Here is a 19,453-nt window from a genome sequence, read left to right as displayed (position 1 = left end):
CGGTCGCGGTGCCGGCAGCGCCAGCACCACCCGCGCCACCTGCGCCGCCAGTGCCGGAAGCGCCTGCGCCGCCGGTGCCTGCGCCGCCAGCACCACCAGTGCCGGTCAAGGCCGCACCGTTGCCGGCGGTACCGCCGCTGCCTGCACCGCCGGCAGCGCCTGCGCCGCCGGTCGAGGTGCCGGCAGCGCCGGACCCGCCTGCGCCGCCAGTTGCGCCCGCACCGCCGGCGCCGGAGGTGGAATCACCTGCGGTGTTCGACACGGTGCCGGTGCTCGAAGCACCCGACGAAGCTTCGCCACTATTCGAAGTGGCGGCGCCGCCCGCGCCCGCTGCGGTGTCGTCACCCGACATGCCGCCGGTGCCGCCATTGGCCATGTTGCCGCCGCTGCCCGCATTGCCGCTCATCGCGGAACCGGTTGCGCCCTGGTCCGATCCGCTCGCGTTGCCGCTGGCACCGCCCATGCCGCCGGCGCCGCCGGCCGAGCCGCTGCCGCCATTGGCGTCGGAGCCGCCGCCGTTGGCGCCCATGCCGCCGGTCACTGCGCCGTTGCTGCCGCCATTGCCGCCGGACAGGCGGCCAGCGCGGCCACCATCGCCGCCGTCGGCCATGCCGCCGGTGCCGCCGGTGCCGGTGCCGGCTTCCCCACCGCGGGCGCCGTTGCCGCCCATCGCATCGGCATTGCCGCCACGGCCACCCGTCGCGTCGGCGTTCCCGCCGCGGCCGCCCGTCGCGTCTGCGCTGCCACCGCTGCCGCCGGTGCCACCCAACGCGCCGCTGCCGCCGGTGTTACCGCCGCCGCCCGCGCCGCCCAGGCCGCCAGCTGCGCCACGGCCGCCGTCGCCGCCTGCGGCGCCGCTGCCGCCTTCACCGCCCATGGCGCCCGAACCGCCGGCGCCGCTGCGCGCGTTGCCGGTCATGCCGCCTGCGCCGCCTGCGCCGCCGCTGGACATGCCGGTATCCGATGCGCCGCTGGTGGCATCGCCGCTGCGGCCGTTAGCGCCCGAGCCGCCCATGTCGCCATTGGCGCCGCGTGCCGCGCCGCTTGCACCGCCGTCGCCGCCGCGTGCTGCACCACCGGTGGCATCGCCGCCGGCTGCGCCACGACCGGCTGCGCCATTGGCGTTACCGCTATTGACGGCCGTATTGCCGATATTGCGGATGTCATTGCCGGTGACCGTACCGGTCAGGTTGCTGGTGGCGGTAGCGCTCGAGTTGTTGAACGAGCTCGACACGTCCGAGGTCGAGGTGCTGTTGTTGTTGGCAGCCGCTGCAGCCACTTCGCTGGCGTTTGCGTTGCCGGTACTGCGATTCTGGCCCGACGAGTTACGATTATCCGAGTTGTTGCTCTGGTCAGTAGTTTGCGTTTGGGTGTTGCCGCCGCGGACGTCGCCCACGGTATTGCCGTCCTGTGCTTGGGCCAGGCCGAATGCCAGTGCGATTGCGGTCGCCAGAATAGTGCGCTTCATCTGATACTCCCCTTGTGTGTCACTGAAAGTTGAAATGCCCGGCGCTCAATGTCACCGGTCCACTCTGGTCTTAGCAGTTTGCGTGCCACGCTAACAGCGGTTTCGCAAGTCGTTGATTTATTGGCGAATTGTTATGCCGAGCAAGCTTGTAGGACTGGATTGATGGGTTAATTCAATAAGTTGCCTGGATCCTGTCGCAGATCTGTGACAGTTGCCCCGAGATCGTCACGAAACTGTATCAGCGTGTAACAGCAAGCTTGGGGGACAGTCGCTTTCTTCGACCGACTGTTTCTTTGGAGGTGTAGGAAAAAATGAAGAGCAAGAAGGGATGGCGAAGCGCGTGAAGCTGCAGCGGGCCCGGATCCTCAGGCAGGGTAGAGCAGGCTAATCAAGTGCCCAGGGCTTGGTTCAAAAAAAAACCGCGCGGACGATGCCGCGCGGTAGTTACTGCCGGACCTAAATTATTGGCCGACGTTCATGTTGGACTGAACGTTGACGCTCTGCTGCACCAGCGACGAGAAGCCGCCGTTCTGGCTGATCACCGAGACGCCTGCAGCTGCCTGGGAAACGGCGGACATCGCGTTCGACATGTTGAACTCGCCGGTGGTCACTTCCTGGCTGCCTCCGGCGCCGCCAGTGCCGGCTGCGCCCGCGCCGCCGGTGCCTGCACCGCCGGTATTTGCGCCGCCAGCGCCGCCTGCGCCCGAGGTGTTGCTGCCGCCAGCGCCGCCTGCGGCGCCGCTACCGCCGGTGGCCGTGCCCGAGGTGGCCGCGCCGCTAGTGGACTCGCCACCAGTGGCTTCGCCGCCTGCCGCGCCTTCGCCGCCGGTATTGGAGGCTGCACCGCTCGCTGCGCCGGAGCCGCCTGCAGCGCCGGCAGCGCCAGCACCGCCCGCACCGCCGGCTGCGCCCGAACCGCCTGCGCCGCCTGCCGCACCGGAGCCACCGGTGCCGCCTTCAGCACCCGCACCACCAGTGCCGCCTGCCGCACCGGCGCCGCCGGTCGCGGTGCCGGCTGCGCCGGCGCCTGCGGTCGAGGTGCCGGCCGCGCCAGCGCCTGCGGTCGAGCTGCCTTCAGCGCCTGCGCCGCCCGCGGCACCTGCACCGCCAGTTCCTTCTGCGCCTGCACCGCCGGTACCGGCAGCACCTTCTCCGCCGGTGCCGCTCAACGCCGCTCCGGCGCCAGCTGTGCCGCCGGTGGCGGTGCCGCCAGCCGCGCCCGCGCCGCCGGTCGAGCCGGCCTCGGCGCCTGCGCCGCCTGCGCCGCCCGCTGCGCCCGCGCCGGCAGTGCCGGACGTGGAAGCGCCTGCATCATTGGTGGCTGCGCCGCCGGTTGCCGTGCCCGAGGTGCCGGCGCCGCTGTTCGCATCCGCGGTACCGCCAGCCCCGGAGCCGCCATCACCGGCGGTGGCGGTGTTCATGCCGGTACCGGCCGCGCCGCTGCTGGTGGTGCTGTTGGCGTCCTGGCCCGAGCCGCTCGCCATGCCGCTGTCGCCGCCGGTACCGCCTTCACCGCCCCGGCCGCCATCGCCGCCGGTGGCAGTCGAGCGACCGCCTGCGCCGCCGTCGCCGGCGTTGACCGCGCGATTGTCGCCGCCATTGCCGCCTACGATACGGCCGGTCGAGCCGCCCATGCCGCCGGTGCCGTCGCCGCCTGCACCGCCGCGCGCGTCGCCGCCTGCGCCGCCAGCCGCGCCGCGGCCGCCGGTTGCATCGGCATTGCCGCCACGGCCACCGGTTGCATCGGCGTTGCCGCCACGGCCACCGGTTGCATCGGCATTCGCGCCGCGGCCGCCGTCACCGCCGGAGGCGCCGTCGCCCCCCAGGTTACCGCCACCGCCATCGCCACCGGCAGCGCCCATGGCGCCGCGGCCGCCGTCGCCACCCATCGCGCCACGGCCGCCATCGCCGCCGCGGGCGCCGTCGCCGCCGGCGCCGGTGCGTGCGTTGCCGGTTTCGCCACCGGCGCCGCCTTCGCCACCACGTGCCGCGCCAGCCGAGGCGTTGCCACTGCGCGCAGCGCCGCTGGTGGCGGTCGATCCGTCACCGCCTGCGCCACCGTTGCCGCCACGTGCATTGCCGCTGTCGCCGCCGTCGCTTCCGTTGGCGTTACCGCCATTCCCGGCACCGCCTGCTTCGCCGCGGCCTGCGCCGCCGTTGGCGCTGCCGCGGTTTTCGGCCGCGTTACCGATGTTGTTGACGGAGTTGTTTGCCGCACGGCCCTCGAGCGTGCTCATCGAGCTTGCGTCCGAGGTGTTGAACGAATCGGTCACGGTGGCGGAGGCGGTGCCGTTGTTATTGGCCGAAGCGGCGCCGACAGCGGAAGCCCTGGCATCGCCCCTGCTGCGGTTTTGGCCCGAAGAGTTTCGATTATCCGCGTTGTTGCTCTGATCAGTCATTTGAACCTGATTGTTGCCTTGGCGGACTTCGCCTGCCGTGTTGCCGTCCTGTGCGTGGGCCATGCCGAATGCCAGTGCGATCGCGGTCGCCAGAAGTGTGCGCTTCATCTGTTACTCCCCATTATGTGTAACGAAAGTTGAAATGCCCGGCGTGCGATCACACCGGTCCATTTTACCCCTAAGCACTTTGCATGCCATACGCTGCTTATCTCGCCAAGTCGTTGATTAATCTGAGTATTTTTACGTGGGGAAAAACTGTAGGACTGAATCGATGGTCTTGTTCAATATGTCGGGCAAATGCTGTCGCAAAGCTGTGACAGTCGACGTTGAATTGTCACCAGACCGTATCAAGCTGTAACAGCAGGCACTTGGAGGGCGCACGAAGACGTATCCAGGAATTGCGCTGGATATGTAGGATGAGACGAGGGGAGGCCGGTATCAGGGCGCGATGGAATGCTTGGCCATCAGACGGTACAAGGTCATCCGCGAGACACCGAGCTCGCGTGCCGCCTGGCTGATGTTATTGCCGCACTTGGCCAGGCTATTCGAGATGGCCGTGCGTTCGGCACTGCCGCGCGAGTTATCGAGGCCATCTCGCAGGATGATGGCGTCGTCGTGCGGTGTCAGCTCCAGGTCTTCCGGCATGATCAGGCGGTTTTCGGCCAGCACCATGGCACGCCGCATGCGGTTGATCAGTTCGCGGATATTGCCCGGCCAGTTATGTTGGGCCATGGCGCGCAATGCCTGATTGCTGATGCCTTTGAGCTGCGGGCTCTTTTCATCCGCATATTTGTTGAAGATGATTTCAGTCAGCAGCGGCAAGTCTTCCTTGCGCTCGCGCAGCGATGGCACCCGGATCGGGAACACGCTCAGGCGGTAGTACAGGTCTTCGCGGAAGCGTCCTTCGGCCACCGCCTTGGGCAGGTCGACGTGGGTGGCGGTGATCACGCGTGCATCGACCGCTACCGTGCGGGTGCCGCCCACGCGGTAGATGCTGCGTTCCTGCAGGAAGCGCAACAGGCTGGCCTGCAGGTCGAGCGGCAGGTCGCCGATTTCGTCCAGGAAGATGCTGCCGCCCGAGGCTGCTTCGATGAGGCCCGGCTTGTCTTTCGCCGCGCCAGTGAAAGCGCCGCGCTCGTAGCCGAACAGTTCGGAGTGGATCAACGACGGCGGGATCGCTGCGCAATTGATGGCGATGAAGGGGCCGCCGGCGCGCGGCGACTGCGCGTGGATTTCTTGCGCCGCCAGTTCCTTGCCGCTGCCGCTTTCGCCCGAGATGAGCACCGGCGCATCGACCGCGGCGATCTTGTCGATGTGGGCGCGCAGGCGCCGGATCGCCACCGACTGGCCGTCGATGCGGCGCGCGGTGGCAGCCTGCTTGTGCGGCGGCGTGGATTTGGCGAGCATGGCCATGCCGTGCGCGTGGCCCAGCGAATGCTGCAGGCGCACGGTGTCGACCGGGCGGGTATGGAAATCGGACAGGTGGGTGGCGATGGCCTGGCGCAACTGCGGGCGGTGCAGCAGGTCGGGGCCGAACACGCCGATCCAGCGGATATGGTGGTGCTGCTGGAGGAAGCGTTCGATGTCGTCGTGCTCGAGGTCGTCGCCGTCGAGCAGCAGGCCGACCGCGTAGTGCTGGTGCGCGAGTACCTTGCGCGCGGCGGCGATACTGTCCACCGTGCACACGTCCCAGCCCCGCAATTCTCCGCAGGCTGCGCGGACCGCTGCGTTCCCCTCGTTGGTGATGCATAAGAGTCGTTTCACCGACACATTAACCTCGTTTTTATTCGTTATTACTGGTAATGCGGGCGACGTCGTCGGCCGATTGTCCGGAAGTCTTGCAGGAAAAATCCCGGGTAGAGAATGCCGGATAAATCCGACACCGCGTTGACCGTCATTTAACCAGAAATGGCCACCTTCCGGCGCACGAATATTGCCGAGTTGGTAATTAACATCGAAAAAATTCCCTCAGGAATCAATGCCTTACGGCATTTGTTCATCTTGGCTGTTCGTGGTGGCTGCCGCGAGCAGGCTCACCAGGCGTTCGATCGGATAGGGCTTGGCCAGGACCTGTACGCCGGGGATGGCGGCCTGGCGTTCGGTATAGCCGGTGGCCAGCACCACCGGCAAGGACGGATGGCGCTGGCGCACGATGGCGGCCAGGTCGATGCCGCTCACCCTGCCCGGCATGACGATGTCGGAGAACACCGCGGCAGGACGCGCGCCGCCGTCGAGCAGGGCCACCGCCTGTTCGCCGTCGTCCGCCACCAGCACTTCGAAGCCGGCGTCCGTGAGCGCACGCGACACCGCTTCGCGCACCAGCGGGTCGTCCTCGACGAACAGTACTTTGCCTCGCGCACGCGGCAGCGGCGCGTCGGCCGGCGCATAGTCCGACGTCGCGGCTGCAGGCGCCGGCGTGGCCGCCGCCTGCGCGCGCGGCAGGTAGATGTCCACCCGCGTTCCCTTGCCCGGTGCGCTGTCGAGCAGCAGCAAGCCCTGCGACTGCAGGGCGAAGGCATAGGCCTGCGGCAGGCCGAGGCCGGTACCCTGGCCCTGGCTCTTGGTGGTATAGAAGGGATCGAGTGCGCGTGCCAGCACCTCGGGCGTCATGCCGCTGCCGGTGTCGCCCACGGTCACCCGCACGTAGTCGCCGGCGGGCAGCGCCGCCAGCGCCGAACCCGGCGCCGGCGCGGCCAGCGCGACATTGCGCGCTTCGATGCGCAGCACCCCGCCGCGCGGCATGGCGTCGCGCGCATTCACCGCCAGGTTCAGCAGCGCCAGGTCGAACTGCAGGGGCTCGACCTTCACTGGCCAGGCCGGCTCGTCGCATTCGATCCGCAGGTCGATGTCGTCGCGCAGCGCGCCGCTCATCAGCTGGCGCGCGCTGCGCAGCTGCTGGCAGGCGTCCACCGTTTCCTGGCGCGCTTCCTGGATCCGGCCGAACGAACCGAGCTGGCCGGTCAGGGCGGTGGCGCGCTGTACGGTCTTCTTGCAGGTCTGGACCAGGCTGTGCACCTTGCCGTCCTTGTTGTTGAACTCCACCAGTTGCAGCGCCGTACTCAGGGTCTGCAGCAGGTTGTTGAATTCGTGGGCGATGCCGCCGGTCAGGCGCCCCAGCGCTTCCAGTTTCTGCGCCTTGAGCAGGGCGCTTTGCACGCGCTCGGTGGCGGCGACGGCTTCGGCCACGCGCTGCTCGAGTTCCTGCTGCGATTGACGGATCTGGCGACCGGCCTCCTGCATGCGTTGCGCCACGTTGTCGATTTCGGCGATGTCTTGCGGCTGGTAACCCGGTTCCTTGCCCTGGCCGAGTTCGTCGGCGGCGAGCCCGAGGTATTCGATCGGCCGGATGGCCCGCTGCGCCAGACGGTGGGCCGCAAGCACGCCCGCGGCGAGCAGGGCCGCCATCAGTCCGCCCAGCAGGGCGGCGGCCTGCAAGGGCAGGCGCTGGATCTCGCTCATGGGAATGCTGATCAACACTTTCCAGTTCGATGCCGGCACCGTGTCGAAGAAGGCGCGCACCTCGATCCCGTCGAGTGTGCGGCTTTCGCCGATCCCCTTGCTGGTGGCCTGGAGGCGCTGCCGGGTCGACGGACTGGCCGCGTGGCCGACGAAGCGCTCGGGATGGCGCGAACGCGCCAGCACCTTGCCCTGGCGGTCGACCAGGGTGACGATCCATTCACTGCGGAAATCCTGGCGCTCGACCAGTTTCTGCAGCGTCGCCACGCTGACGCCCACCAGCAGGTGGTAGCGCAGCGCGCCGCCGACCATGACCGGCACTTGCACCGTGTAGTCGTAGACTTTGCCGATCGGGGCCATGAACATGTCGGAAACATAGGTGCCCGCAGGGCCGCCGCGCCGCATCAGCTCGCCCACGTTCGACGAGCGCTGCGTCGGCAGCGCTGCGCCGAAGGGGCGGCGCGTGTTGACCAGCTGGCGCCCATCGAGGTCGGCCAGCACGATGACGGTCTCGGGGGTGGGCGCCATGCGCCGCGCGAAATCATAAAACGTGCGCAGGTCGCCTTCGTGCAGGGCCGGGGAGCCTGCCAGCGTGTGCAGGATGGCGGTATGCGCCCGCAGTTCGGTGTCCACCATCAGCGCGAAGGTGCGCGTGGCTTCGCTCACGCTTTGCACCTGCGACTTCTGTTCCTCGTGATAGACGTAGCCCACCGCCAGGGCCGCCGCAATGAAGGAGGGCACCAGGATGGCCAGCACGAGGATCAGGAGACGGGTTCGGATGCGCATGAGAAGGATCTTGCATAGCGCAAATTGCGTAATTTAACGATTATACAAGATGCAACATTGTTGCATCATGACTTGCAAGCGTGCACGCCCTGCACGCAGGCGCCGCCCGACCACCTTGTATAATGTGGCAACCCCAACCTGCCTGCACATATGACGAATACCACCCACTTCGGCTACAAGACCGTCGCCGAGGACCAGAAGGTCCAGGAAGTCGCCAAGGTCTTCCATTCGGTCGCCTCGAAATACGACGTCATGAACGACCTGATGTCGGCCGGCCTGCACCGCGCCTGGAAGCTGTTCACCATCGCGCAGGCTGGGGTACGGCCCGGCTTCAAGGTGCTCGACATCGCCGGCGGCACCGGCGACCTGGCCAAGGCCTTTGCGAAGCAGGCGGGCCGCACCGGCGAGGTCTGGCTCACCGACATCAACGAGTCGATGCTGCGCGTCGGCCGGGATAGACTATTGAATAAGGGCCTGGTGACCCCACTTCTCTTGTGCGACGCCGAGAAGCTGCCGTTCCCGGACAATTATTTCGACCGCGTCAGCGTGGCCTTTGGCCTGCGCAACATGACGCACAAGGACCAGGCGCTGGCGGAAATGCGCCGCGTATTGAAACCCGGCGGCAAGCTGCTGGTGCTGGAGTTCTCGAAAGTGATCGCGCCGCTGCAGAAGCCCTACGACCTGTATTCGTTCTCGGTGCTGCCGTGGATGGGCCAGAAGATCGCCGGCGACGCCGAGAGCTACCGTTACCTGGCCGAATCGATCCGCATGCATCCCGACCAGGAAACCCTGAAGTCCATGATGCTCGATGCGGGACTGGAGCGGGTCCAGTATCACAACCTGACGGCGGGTGTGGCCGCATTACACACCGGTATCAAGCTGTAGTATCACGCTTTAAAACAGGAAGAACGGACATGAAAAAACTCGTGGCAACGATGGTACTGGCGATCACCGCGGTCTCGATGATCGCCGAAGCGACCGCGCGCCCGATGGGCGGCAAGCGTTCGATCGGCCGCCAGTCGCAGGCCGTGCAGCGGATGCCGGCCCCGGCGCCGGCCCCGACACCCGGATTCCAGCAGCAGCGCGCGCCAAGCGCGGTGCCGGCCGCCGGCGCCGCGGGCGCCGCTGCCGCCGCGCAGGCCAAGCGCCCCAGCATGTGGAAGGGCATCCTCGGCGGCGCACTGCTGGGTCTCGGCCTGGGCGCACTGCTGTCGCACCTCGGCATCGGCGGCGCGCTCGCGAGCGCGATCTCGGCGATCCTCATGATCGGCCTGCTCGCGCTGGCGGTGCTGTTCGTGGTGCGCATGTTCCGCCGCAAGGACACCCCGGCCAACCCGGCCTTCGGCGGCGGCTATACCAATCCGGTGCCGGCGGGCGCCGCGCCGCATGCCTCGGCAGCCGGCGTGGCGACACCCGAAATCGGTTCCGGCCTGCGCCGCCCGGCGGCCTTCCAGGGCCAGCAATCGGCCCACGCCGGCGGCGTTTCGCTCGGCAAGCCGGGCTCGGAACCGCCTGTCATGCACAACCAGTGGGGCGTGCCTTCCGACTTCGACCAGGACGCCTTCCTGCGCCATGCGAAAGCCTCGTTCATCCGCATGCAGGCCGCCTGGGACCGTGGCGACACCAACGACCTGCGCGAATTCACCTCGCCGGAAGTGTTCGCCGAGCTGAAGTTGCAGATCCAGGAGCGTAACGGCGCCACCGACTTCACCGACGTGGTCACGATCGACGGCCAGCTGCTGGGCATCGAGACCACCGCCACCGACTACCTGGCCAGCGTGCAGTTCAACGGCATGATCCGCACCGCCCCGAACGCGCCGGCCGAGCCGTTCGTGGAAGTCTGGAACATGTCCAAGCCGCTGTCGGGTTCCGGCGGCTGGGTCCTCGCCGGCATCCAGCAAGTGGCGTAATTTTTTCCGGTAAAGCTTCGTGCCGCCGGGTTTGTGTCCGGCGAACTGGTAAGATCGAACCGCCCGCTAACACCGGGCGGTTTTTTTTGATAAAGAATGCCTGCCATGTTCCCGAGTTCCGCCATGCTGGCGACCCCAGCGGTCGCCACGATCAACCATCTGCTGGCCCAGGAAGCCTGGGCGCGCGATGCCCTGCTGCGCCATGCCGGCAAGGAAGCCTGTATTGATACCGGCCACATTGCACTGCGCCTGCGCGTGGCGCGCGACGGCATGCTCGAGGCGGGCAAGGGCGATGGTCCGGCGAACGTGACCATCCGCGTCAAGCTGACCGACCTGCCGCTGATCGCGCAGAACCGCGAGCGCGCGTTCTCCTATGTGAAGATCGAGGGTGACGCCGAGTTCGCCAACACCATCTCTTCGCTGTCGAAGGGCCTGCGCTGGGACGCCGAGTACGACCTGGAACGCGTGGTCGGCCCGATCGGCGCGCGCCACCTGGTGCAGGGCACGCGCGGCGCCGCCGGCGGCGTGCTGGGCGCCGGGCGCCGGCTGGCCGAGAACCTGGCCGAATTCCTGCTGGAAGAGCGGCCGGTCCTGGTGCGGCCCGCCGCGCTGAACGAATTCGCCGCCGACGTGGTGCGCCTGCGCGACGACGTCGAACGCACTGCCAAACGCATCGCCCGGCTGGAGCAGCGCCTCGCGCAGAGCGCCGCCGCCGAGACGAGCGTGATACTGAGTCCGGATAACCGATGATATTGAAATTCCTGCGCCTGCTGAAAATCCTGACTGTCGCGACCAAATATGGTCTCGACGAAATCGCGGTCACGAGCCTGCACGCTCCCCGTACCGCGCGCTTCATGAGTACCGTGTTCTTCTGGCGCCGCATCACCTCGCCGCGTGCCATCCGCCTGCGCCAGGCGCTCGAGGAACTGGGACCGATCTTCATCAAGTTCGGCCAGGTGCTGTCGACCCGGCGTGACCTGATGCCGCAGGACATTGCCGACGAGCTGTCGCTGCTGCAGGACCGGGTGCCGCCTTTCGATTCCGACCTGGCGATCGCCCAGATCACGGAGTCGCTCGGCGCCCACCCCGATCAATTGTTCGCCAGCTTCGAGCGCACGCCCGTGGCCTCGGCCTCGATCGCCCAGGTACACTTCGCGACGCTGAAGAACGGCCTGGAGGTCGCGGTCAAGGTGCTACGTCCCGGCATGAAGAAGACCATCGACGAAGACCTGGCGCTGATGGACCTGGCCGCCGGCCTGATCGAGCGGGTGTGGACGGAAAGCCGCCGCCTGAAGCCGCGCGAAGTGGTCGCCGAGTTCGACAAGTACCTGCACGACGAGCTCGACCTGATGCGCGAGGCCGCCAACGCCAGCCAGCTGCGCCGCAACTTCGCCGACTCGAACCTCTTGATGGTGCCGGAGATGTACTGGGACTATTGTTCCAGCAGCGTGATCGTCATGGAACGCATGAACGGCATCCCGGTGTCGCAGATCGACCGCCTGGCGGCCGAAGGCGTCGACCTGAAAAAACTGTCGAGCGACGGCGTGGAGATCTTCTTCACCCAGGTGTTCCGCGACGGCTTCTTCCACGCTGACATGCACCCGGGGAACATCCTGGTGTCGGTGGAGAAAGAGACCTTCGGCCGCTACATTGCCCTGGACTTCGGCATCGTCGGCACCCTGAACGACTTCGACAAGGACTACCTGTCGCAGAACTTCCTGGCCTTCTTCCGCCGCGACTACAAGCGCGTGGCCGAGGCCCACATCGAATCGGGATGGGCGCCGCGCGACACCCGCGTCGACGAACTGGAATCGGCGGTGCGCGCCTGCTGCGAGCCGATCTTCGACCGCCCGCTAAAGGATATTTCCTTCGGTCAGATCCTGCTGCGCCTGTTTCAGACCTCGCGCCGCTTCAACGTCGAAGTGCAGCCGCAGCTGGTGCTGCTGCAGAAGACGCTGCTCAACATCGAGGGCCTGGGCCGCCAGCTCGACCCCGAGCTCGACCTGTGGAAGACCGCCAGGCCCCACCTGGAGAGCTGGATGGGCGAGCAGGTGGGCTGGCGCGGCATGGTCGAGCGCCTGCGCGCCGAGGCGCCGCGCTACGCCCACATCTTCCCGCAACTGCCGCGCCTGCTGCACCAGACGCTGGAGCGCCATGCGCATTCCGGCATGGCGACCCAGAACGGCCATCCGATGGGCCAGGCCGAGCTGATGGCGATGGTGCTGGTCGAGCAGCGCCGCACCAACCGGCTGCTGGGCCTGATGACCTTCCTGGGACTGACCACGGGAGCGCTGGGCGTGGCCGTGATCGGCTGGTTCTTCTACACCGGGGCCTGAATGGCGCTTGCGCCGCCCGCTTTCACCAGCCGCGATCCGCTCAGCCCGCAGTTCTGGGACGAGCGCTTCGCCAACGCCTTTACGCCCTGGGACCGTGGCGGCGTGCCGCAAGCCTTGCGCGATTTTGTCAGCGCTTCCCCGTACCCGCTATCCACCCTGATTCCCGGCTGCGGCAGCGCCTACGAGCTGGTGGTTCTCTGCGACGCCGGCTGGGATGCCACGGCGATCGACTTCGCGCCGGAAGCGGTGGCGCGCGGCAAGGCACTGGCGGGGCGGTGGGCCGGCAAGATCGTCGAGGCGGATTTCTTCGCCTGGCAGCCGGCGCGCCCGCTCGAACTCATCTACGAATGCGCCTTCCTGTGCGCCTTGCCGCCCGCCATGCGGCCGCAAGTGGCGGCGCGCTGGGCCCACTTGCTGGCGCCCGGGGGCAGGGTGGCCGGCTTCTTCTTTTTTGACCAGACGGTCAAAGGTCCGCCTTTCGGTATCGACGGAAAAGAGCTCGACGCCTTGATGGCGCCGTATTTCGATTGCGTCGAGGATGCGGCGGTGGCCGATTCGATCCCTATCTTCGTAGGCAAGGAACGCTGGATGATCTGGCAACGCCGCTGACCACGATTGTCAATGGTGCCCGCTTCTCGTAGATCGATACGGGCTCCGTTATCGTGCGCGATGATCTTGCAGTTAACTATCACCGCGTGGGCAGGGAACCTGCCCACCCTACGAACCCGACGTCAACGCTAACAAAAAGAAAAAGCCCGCAAGAAGCGGGCTCATGAAATACAGCATTCTTTTACGGACCAGCGGCGGTGCAGCACCGCGCAAAATCTTCTGTTTCTTCTTAACTTGTAGCAGCAGAGCTTGCCTGTTGCCATCATGTTCTCAAGAAAGATGCTATTTAATCACCCGAGCCTGCTGTTGAGCAAACGAAACATCGTGTGGCGAGGAAGAAAAACAACACCCGCGGCCGGCACCCATAGCATCCCGGTCCGGCCGCTGCGGCCAAAAAGGGCAAGCCATCCCATAAAAGCTTTATAATTCAGGGTTTTGAGATTTTTGCGGAGTATCAGATGCCGATTTACGCCTACCGCTGCGACGAATGCGGTTTTACTAAAGATGTGCTGCAAAAAATTTCTGACCCAGTTTTGAGTCTCTGTCCCTCATGCGGCAAGGAAGCCTTTAAAAAACAGGTGACCGCTGCCGGCTTCCAGCTCAAGGGCACGGGTTGGTATGTCACCGATTTCCGCGGCGGCAGCGCGCCGGCCACCGGTACGGCTGCGGGCGCTGCTGCCCCGGCAACCCCGGCTGCTCCTGCGTCCGACAGCGGCGGCAGCCCTGGCACGCCGGCTGCGGCCCCCGCGGCTCCCGCGGCCAGCGGCGGCGACAAGAGCAGCACCTGACATCAGCAGCCCGAAAAGAACAAGAGAACGCGATGCGTAAATATTTCCTGACCGGCCTGCTGGTGCTGGTGCCCCTGGTGATTACGGCCTGGGTGCTGAGCATGATCATCAGTACCCTGGACCAGTCGCTGCTGTTCGTGCCGGAATCCTGGACGCCGCAAGTCATGTTCGGCCGCGACATCCCGGGTGTCGGGGCAGTGCTGACCATCGCCGTCATCTTCATTACCGGCCTGCTGACCAATAACCTGGTGGGCGGCTACATCGTGCGCCTGGGCGACCGCGTGATGAAGCGCATCCCGGTGGTCAGCTCGCTGTACGGCAGCGTCAAGCAGGTGTCGGACACGCTGTTCTCGTCCTCTGGCAACGCATTCCGCACGCCGGTCCTGATTCCGTACCCGCATGCGGATTCCTATACCATCGCTTTCCTGACCGGTGTGCCGGGCGGCGACGTGAAGAACCACCTGGTGGGCGACTACGTGAGCGTGTACGTGCCGACCACCCCGAACCCGACCTCGGGCTTCTTCCTGATGATGGAACGCAGCAAGGTCGTCGAACTGAACATGTCCGTGGACGCGGCCCTGAAGCACATCGTCTCGATGGGCGTGGTCGCTCCGGAATAAAGAAAACGCAGCATCCAAGAACAGGTCGCCGGCTACGGTGGCGGCCTCTGAATGAATAACCAACCTGGAACGAAAATTATGTCCTCCATGCGTACCAACTACTGCGGCCTCGTCACCGAGGAACTGCTGGGCCAAACCGTCAGCCTGTGCGGCTGGGTGCACCGTCGCCGCGACCACGGCGGCGTGATCTTCATCGACCTGCGCGACCGCGAAGGCCTGGTGCAGGTGGTCTGCCACCCGGATAACGCCGAGGTGTTCAAGGCCGCGGAACACGTGCGCAACGAGTACTGCCTGCGCATCACCGGCACCGTGGTGAACCGCCTGGAAGGCACCGCCAATGCCAACCTGAAGTCGGGCAAGATCGAGATCAACACCACCGCCCTGGAAGTGCTGAACGCATCGGTGCCGGTGCCGTTCCAGCTGGACGACGACAACCTGTCGGAAACCACCCGCCTGACCCACCGCGTGCTCGACCTGCGCCGCAACCAGATGCAGCACAACCTGCGCCTGCGCTACAAGGTGTCGATGGAAGTGCGCAAGTACCTCGACAACCTGGGCTTCATCGACATCGAGACCCCGATGCTGACCAAGTCGACCCCGGAAGGCGCCCGCGACTACCTGGTGCCGTCGCGCGTCAACCCGGGCAACTTCTTCGCGCTGCCGCAGTCGCCGCAGCTGTTCAAGCAGCTGCTGATGGTCGCCAACTTCGACCGCTACTACCAGATCACCAAGTGCTTCCGCGACGAAGACCTGCGCGCCGACCGCCAGCCGGAATTCACCCAGATCGACTGCGAAACCTCGTTCCTGACCGAACAGGAAATCCGTGACCTGTTCGAAGACATGATGCGCGTCGTGTTCAAGAACGCGGCCGGCATCGACCTGCCGAACCCGTTCCCGGTGATGGACTTCGCCACCGCCATGGGCATGTACGGCTCGGACAAGCCGGACATGCGCGTCAAGCTCGAATTCACCGAACTGACCGAGCTGATGAAGTCGGTCGAGTTCAAGGTGTTCAACAGCGCCGCCAACATGACCGGCGGCCGTGTGGTCGGCATGCGGGTGCCGCAGGGCGCCTCGATGCCGCGTTCGGAAATCGACGCGTACACCCAGTTCGTCGCCATCTACGGCGCCAAGGGCCTGGCCTACATCAAGGTCAACGAGAAGGCCAAGGGCCGTGACGGCCTGCAGTCGCCGATCGTCAAGAACATCTCCGACGAAGTCCTTGCCCAGATCCTGGAACTGACCAAGGCTGAAGACGGCGACCTGATCTTCTTCGGCGCCGACAAGGCGAAAGTCGTCAACGACGCCATCGGCGCGCTGCGCGTGAAGATCGGCCACTCGGAGTTCGGCAAGAAGGCCGGCGTGTTCGACGACGTCTGGGCGCCGCTGTGGGTGATCGACTTCCCGATGTTCGAGCACGACGAGGAATCGAACCGCTGGACCGCGACCCACCACCCGTTCACCGCACCGAAGGACGGTCACGAAGACATGCTCGAGACCAATCCGGGCGCCTGCGTCGCCAAGGCCTATGACATGGTCCTGAACGGCTGGGAGCTGGGCGGCGGTTCGATCCGTATCCACCGTGAAGAAGTCCAGAGCAAGGTGTTCCGCGCCCTCAAGATCGACGCCGAGGAAGCGCAGCTGAAGTTCGGCTTCCTGCTCGACGCCCTGCAGTACGGCGCGCCGCCGCACGGTGGCCTGGCCTTCGGCCTGGATCGCCTGATCACCCTGATGACCGGTTCGGAATCGATTCGCGACGTGATCGCCTTCCCGAAGACCCAGCGCGCGCAGTGCCTCCTGACCAACGCGCCGTCGGAAGTCGACGAGAAGCAGCTCAAGGAACTGCACATCCGCCTGCGTAACGAGACCAAAGTCGCTTAAGTAGCGCGGTCGGCTTTGCCGACCGCGCGTCCAACTCACGCGGGCCTGGCCAATACATCGGCTGCGCCCGCGTTTGTTTTATCTGCCCTCATGCCCCACAAAATCCCCGAGTCGGTCCTGGTCGTCATCCACACCTCCGCCATGGAGGTGCTGTTGATCGAACGCGCCGACCGTCCGGGTTTCTGGCAATCCGTCACCGGCTCGCTCGACGCCCACGACGAACCCTTGCTGCACACCGCTACCCGCGAACTGTTCGAGGAAACCGGCATCGTGGCCGACGGAGACAACATCCGCCTGCACGACTGGCAGCTCGCCAACATCTACGAAATCTACCCCGTCTGGCGCCACCGCTACGCGCCCGGCGTCACCCACAATACCGAGCACGTGTTCTCGGTCTGCGTACCGCGTGACATTCCAGTGATCCTGAGTCCGCGCGAACACACGCAGTACGCCTGGCTGCCCTGGCTCGAAGCCGCCGACCGCTGCTTCTCGTCGTCCAATGCCGAAGCCATCCTGCAGTTGCCCGCGCATACCCTGTAAGTTATCGAAACTCCCCCTGGCGTGGGGTTGGCAATAATTCCGCGCGGAAAATAAACTGTAGTGATACCACAACAGTAGCCAAATTTTTATTTGCGAACGGTTATGCAGTTTCTGCGGTCATTTCTGTGCGTTAGCGCTCTTTTGATGCCATTTTGACCCCATAAACTGTTGTTTTTACGGATATTGCTGAGTTTTATGAAGCCATTTTCGTAATTAATTGACTGAAGGAAATTAGGCAATTTCCAAGCTGCACGATAGATTCGTCGTTTGACAGGGGTCAATCTCTGGCATATCGTCAATGAAGTCGCCTGCAGTCAATTTTCGCGACGCAACTCTAACTAGATCACCAGGGAGAAAAACATGGACGTTGAACTGAAGCACGATGGCAAGGTAAAAGAGATCAGCATTGATAACGGCTGCATCCAGATTGACCTGTTGTCCGGCCTGCGCTTGTCCGGCCCTCTGCTGTCGAACGACGAAGTGATCCAGGCATCGGCGCGTCCACGCCGCATGATGGTGAGCGGCCACGAGGCCATGTCCGGCCAGATGGCATTTGGCTGAACACGGCGGGCCAGGCCCGAAAGCGAATCACCCGGCAGCGCACAATTGGGCCTCGTTCCACGAGGACAACCGCCCGATGCGGTTAGAATGTTCCCATGAAAATTCGTGTGGCTACCTACAACATTCACAAGGGCGTCTCTTCACTACGCAGTACGCCCCGGGTGATCGCCCTCAAGAAAGCAATCGCCGAGTTCAACGCTGATATCGTCTTTCTACAGGAAGTGCAGGGGCGGCATGACCGTTTCCAGGCGCGCTACGGCAAGGAAGACCTCGCGCATCGGCACTGGCCCGAAACCGCGCAATACGATTATTTCAAGAACGAGAAACACCACAGCGCCTACGGCATGAATGCCGTCTACGACCATGGCCACCACGGCAATGCGCTGCTGAGCGCCTTCCCGATCGAGAATTCGCATAACCACGACGTCTCCGACCACGCCTACGAGCAGCGCGGCATCCTGCACTGCGTGCTGAACACGCAGGCTGGCCGGGTCCACTGCTACGTGGTGCACCTCGGCCTGTTCGAGGCCGGCCGCGGGCGCCAGGCCGACGCCCTGATCGAGCACGTCAATACTTCCTCGCATGGGGAGCCGGTGATCATTGCGGGCGACTTCAATGATTGGCGCAATATCCTCAGCGACCGCCTGCGCAACGCGCTCGGCGTGACCGAGGTGTTCGACGAACTGGGTCCGAAGTCGCCGCTGGGCGACATGGTGCGCAGCTGGGCGGGCCGCCAGCCGCGGCTGGCGCCGGCGCGCACCTTTCCGGCCATGCTGCCCTGGTTCCGCCTCGACCGCATCTACGTGCGCGGCTTCAAGGTCGACAACGCCCAGGTGATGCACGGCGCGCTGTGGGCCAAGCTGTCCGACCACGCACCGATCGTGGCCGAACTGCAGCTCTCCTAGCTGCCATGCGCCACGTCAGCTTTGTCGACAACAACGAGGTCACCCTGCTGGAAAGCGGCACCGCTTTCTTCCCGGCCCTGATCGCGGCCATCGATGCAGCGGAAAATGACATCCTGTTCGAAACCTACATTTTCGCCGAGGACGAGACCGCCGTCACGGTACGCGATGCGCTGACCCGGGCCGCGCAGCGCGGAGTCAAGGTGCGCGTCCTGGTCGACTGGATCGGGACCGAGCACCGGCCGGCCACGCGCCTGGGCGCGGTGCTCGCCGAGGCGGGGGTGCAGTACCGCGTCTTCAACCCCTGGTGCAAGCGCGGCATCGCGCGCTCGCACCGCAAGATCGTGGTGGTGGACCGCGCCATCGCTTTTGTCGGCGGCATCAACGTCAACGACGACTGGCAATGCGACCACGCCGACCGCCACCGCCTGCCGGCGCCGCGCTGGGACTTTACCGTACGGGTAGCAGGCCCACTGGTGGCCGAGATCCACGACGAGGCGCAAGGGCAGTGGCTGCGCGCCGGACGCCTGAAGCTGAAGCAGCGCATCGAACTGTTCAAGGAAATGCGCAAGGAGCCGCCGCAGTCCTGCGCCTATCCGGCGCGCGCGGCGTTCGTCGTGCGCGACAACCTGCGCAACCGTTCCACCATCCAGCGCGCCTACCTGCAAGCCTTGGGGCGCGCCAAGGAAAGCGTGCTGCTGGCCACGCCGTACTTCGCCCCGGGACGCAAGTTCCGCAAGGCGCTGGCCCACGCGGCGCGGCGCGGGGTGCAGGTCACCTTGCTGATCGGAGTCGGGGAGTTCCGCATCCAGGACATGGTGGCCCACTCCTTCTACCCGAAGCTGCTGCAGGACGGCATCCGCGTGGTCGAGTACCAGAAGACCCAGCTGCACGCCAAGGTCGCGGTGGTCGACGACGACTGGGCCACGGTCGGCTCGAGCAATTGCGACGGCCTGTCGCTGTTCCTGAACCAGGAAGCCAACGTGGTGGTGCTGGACCAGCGTTTCGCCGCCACCGTGCGCGCGCACATCGAGCGCGGCATCCTTGACGGTGTTCCGGTGCGGGCCGAGGATTTCGCCGGCATCGGCTGGATCCGGCGTGCCAGCTACGGATTGGCCTACATGATGTATAAACTGGTCATGCGGGTCTTCGCGATCGGCTATGCATGAATGGAAGCTGCCCGAAAGCAGGAGGAAC

16 protein-coding genes are annotated in these 19,453 nt (G+C 65.5%); 12 read left to right on the top strand and 4 right to left on the bottom strand.

The features are described 5' to 3' along the window. The 4 genes from AC56LU_RS17410 to AC56LU_RS17395 all read right to left on the bottom strand — a co-directional run. On the bottom strand, positions 1-1,468 hold a 1,468-nt coding region (locus AC56LU_RS17410), incomplete at its 3' end, for a hypothetical protein (RefSeq protein ID WP_497176875.1). Between the two features lie 461 nt (positions 1,469-1,929). Beyond that, positions 1,930-3,975 carry a hypothetical protein gene (locus AC56LU_RS17405; RefSeq protein WP_497176874.1) on the bottom strand — a complete coding sequence of 682 codons (2,046 nt, stop codon included), beginning with the start codon at positions 3,973-3,975 and terminating at the stop codon, positions 1,930-1,932. 330 nt (positions 3,976-4,305) lie between these two features. Then, on the bottom strand, positions 4,306-5,631 hold the full coding sequence (locus AC56LU_RS17400; protein WP_497176873.1) for a sigma-54 dependent transcriptional regulator: 1,326 nt from the start codon (positions 5,629-5,631) through the stop codon (positions 4,306-4,308). Between the two features lie 219 nt (positions 5,632-5,850). Further along, positions 5,851-8,109 carry a hybrid sensor histidine kinase/response regulator gene (locus AC56LU_RS17395; RefSeq protein WP_497176872.1) on the bottom strand — a complete coding sequence of 753 codons (2,259 nt, stop codon included), beginning with the start codon at positions 8,107-8,109 and terminating at the stop codon, positions 5,851-5,853. Positions 8,110-8,259: 150 nt separating this feature from the next. Here AC56LU_RS17395 and ubiE point away from each other — a divergent pair, with 150 nt between their 5' ends. From ubiE to clsB, 12 genes are all read left to right on the top strand, one after another. After that, complete coding sequence (ubiE, locus tag AC56LU_RS17390) at positions 8,260-8,994, top strand: bifunctional demethylmenaquinone methyltransferase/2-methoxy-6-polyprenyl-1,4-benzoquinol methylase UbiE (protein WP_497176871.1); 735 nt, start codon at positions 8,260-8,262, stop codon at positions 8,992-8,994. A 29-nt stretch (positions 8,995-9,023) separates the two neighbouring features. Next, the gene (locus tag AC56LU_RS17385) at positions 9,024-10,019 is read left to right on the top strand and encodes a Tim44 domain-containing protein (protein WP_497176870.1); all 996 of its coding nucleotides are present in this window, start codon (positions 9,024-9,026) and stop codon (positions 10,017-10,019) included. A 105-nt stretch (positions 10,020-10,124) separates the two neighbouring features. Then, positions 10,125-10,769, top strand: a complete 645-nt coding sequence (locus AC56LU_RS17380; RefSeq protein WP_497176869.1) for a ubiquinone biosynthesis accessory factor UbiJ — start codon at positions 10,125-10,127, stop codon at positions 10,767-10,769. Continuing rightward, positions 10,766-12,355, top strand: a complete 1,590-nt coding sequence (gene ubiB / locus AC56LU_RS17375; RefSeq protein WP_497176868.1) for a ubiquinone biosynthesis regulatory protein kinase UbiB — start codon at positions 10,766-10,768, stop codon at positions 12,353-12,355. The genes AC56LU_RS17380 and ubiB overlap by 4 nt, the downstream gene beginning before the upstream one ends. After that, positions 12,356-12,964, top strand: a complete 609-nt coding sequence (locus tag AC56LU_RS17370) for a methyltransferase domain-containing protein (RefSeq protein WP_497176867.1) — start codon at positions 12,356-12,358, stop codon at positions 12,962-12,964. A gap of 458 nt (positions 12,965-13,422) precedes the next feature. Further along, positions 13,423-13,752 (top strand): FmdB family zinc ribbon protein, encoded by a 330-nt coding sequence (locus AC56LU_RS17365; RefSeq protein WP_497176866.1) that lies wholly within the window; start codon positions 13,423-13,425, stop codon positions 13,750-13,752. Positions 13,753-13,784: 32 nt separating this feature from the next. After that, positions 13,785-14,372 (top strand): DUF502 domain-containing protein, encoded by a 588-nt coding sequence (locus AC56LU_RS17360; RefSeq protein ID WP_497176865.1) that lies wholly within the window; start codon positions 13,785-13,787, stop codon positions 14,370-14,372. 87 nt (positions 14,373-14,459) lie between these two features. Continuing rightward, positions 14,460-16,253, top strand: coding sequence for an aspartate--tRNA ligase (aspS, locus tag AC56LU_RS17355; protein ID WP_497176880.1), 1,794 nt, complete (start codon positions 14,460-14,462; stop codon positions 16,251-16,253). A gap of 90 nt (positions 16,254-16,343) precedes the next feature. Continuing rightward, complete coding sequence (gene nudB / locus AC56LU_RS17350; RefSeq protein WP_497176864.1) at positions 16,344-16,793, top strand: dihydroneopterin triphosphate diphosphatase; 450 nt, start codon at positions 16,344-16,346, stop codon at positions 16,791-16,793. Positions 16,794-17,153: 360 nt separating this feature from the next. Continuing rightward, complete coding sequence (locus AC56LU_RS17345; RefSeq protein ID WP_497176863.1) at positions 17,154-17,354, top strand: hypothetical protein; 201 nt, start codon at positions 17,154-17,156, stop codon at positions 17,352-17,354. A 95-nt stretch (positions 17,355-17,449) separates the two neighbouring features. Beyond that, positions 17,450-18,259, top strand: a complete 810-nt coding sequence (locus tag AC56LU_RS17340) for an endonuclease/exonuclease/phosphatase family protein (protein ID WP_497176862.1) — start codon at positions 17,450-17,452, stop codon at positions 18,257-18,259. 5 nt (positions 18,260-18,264) lie between these two features. Then, positions 18,265-19,425: a cardiolipin synthase ClsB gene (gene clsB / locus AC56LU_RS17335; RefSeq protein ID WP_497176861.1), complete on the top strand. Its 1,161-nt coding sequence runs from the start codon at positions 18,265-18,267 to the stop codon at positions 19,423-19,425. The last annotated feature ends 28 nt before the right edge of the window (positions 19,426-19,453 follow it).

Source organism: Telluria sp. PB2R4, assembly GCF_059685695.1.
The sequence above is the reverse complement of the archived record's forward strand: the minus strand, read 5'-3'. Positions and strand labels throughout refer to the sequence as shown.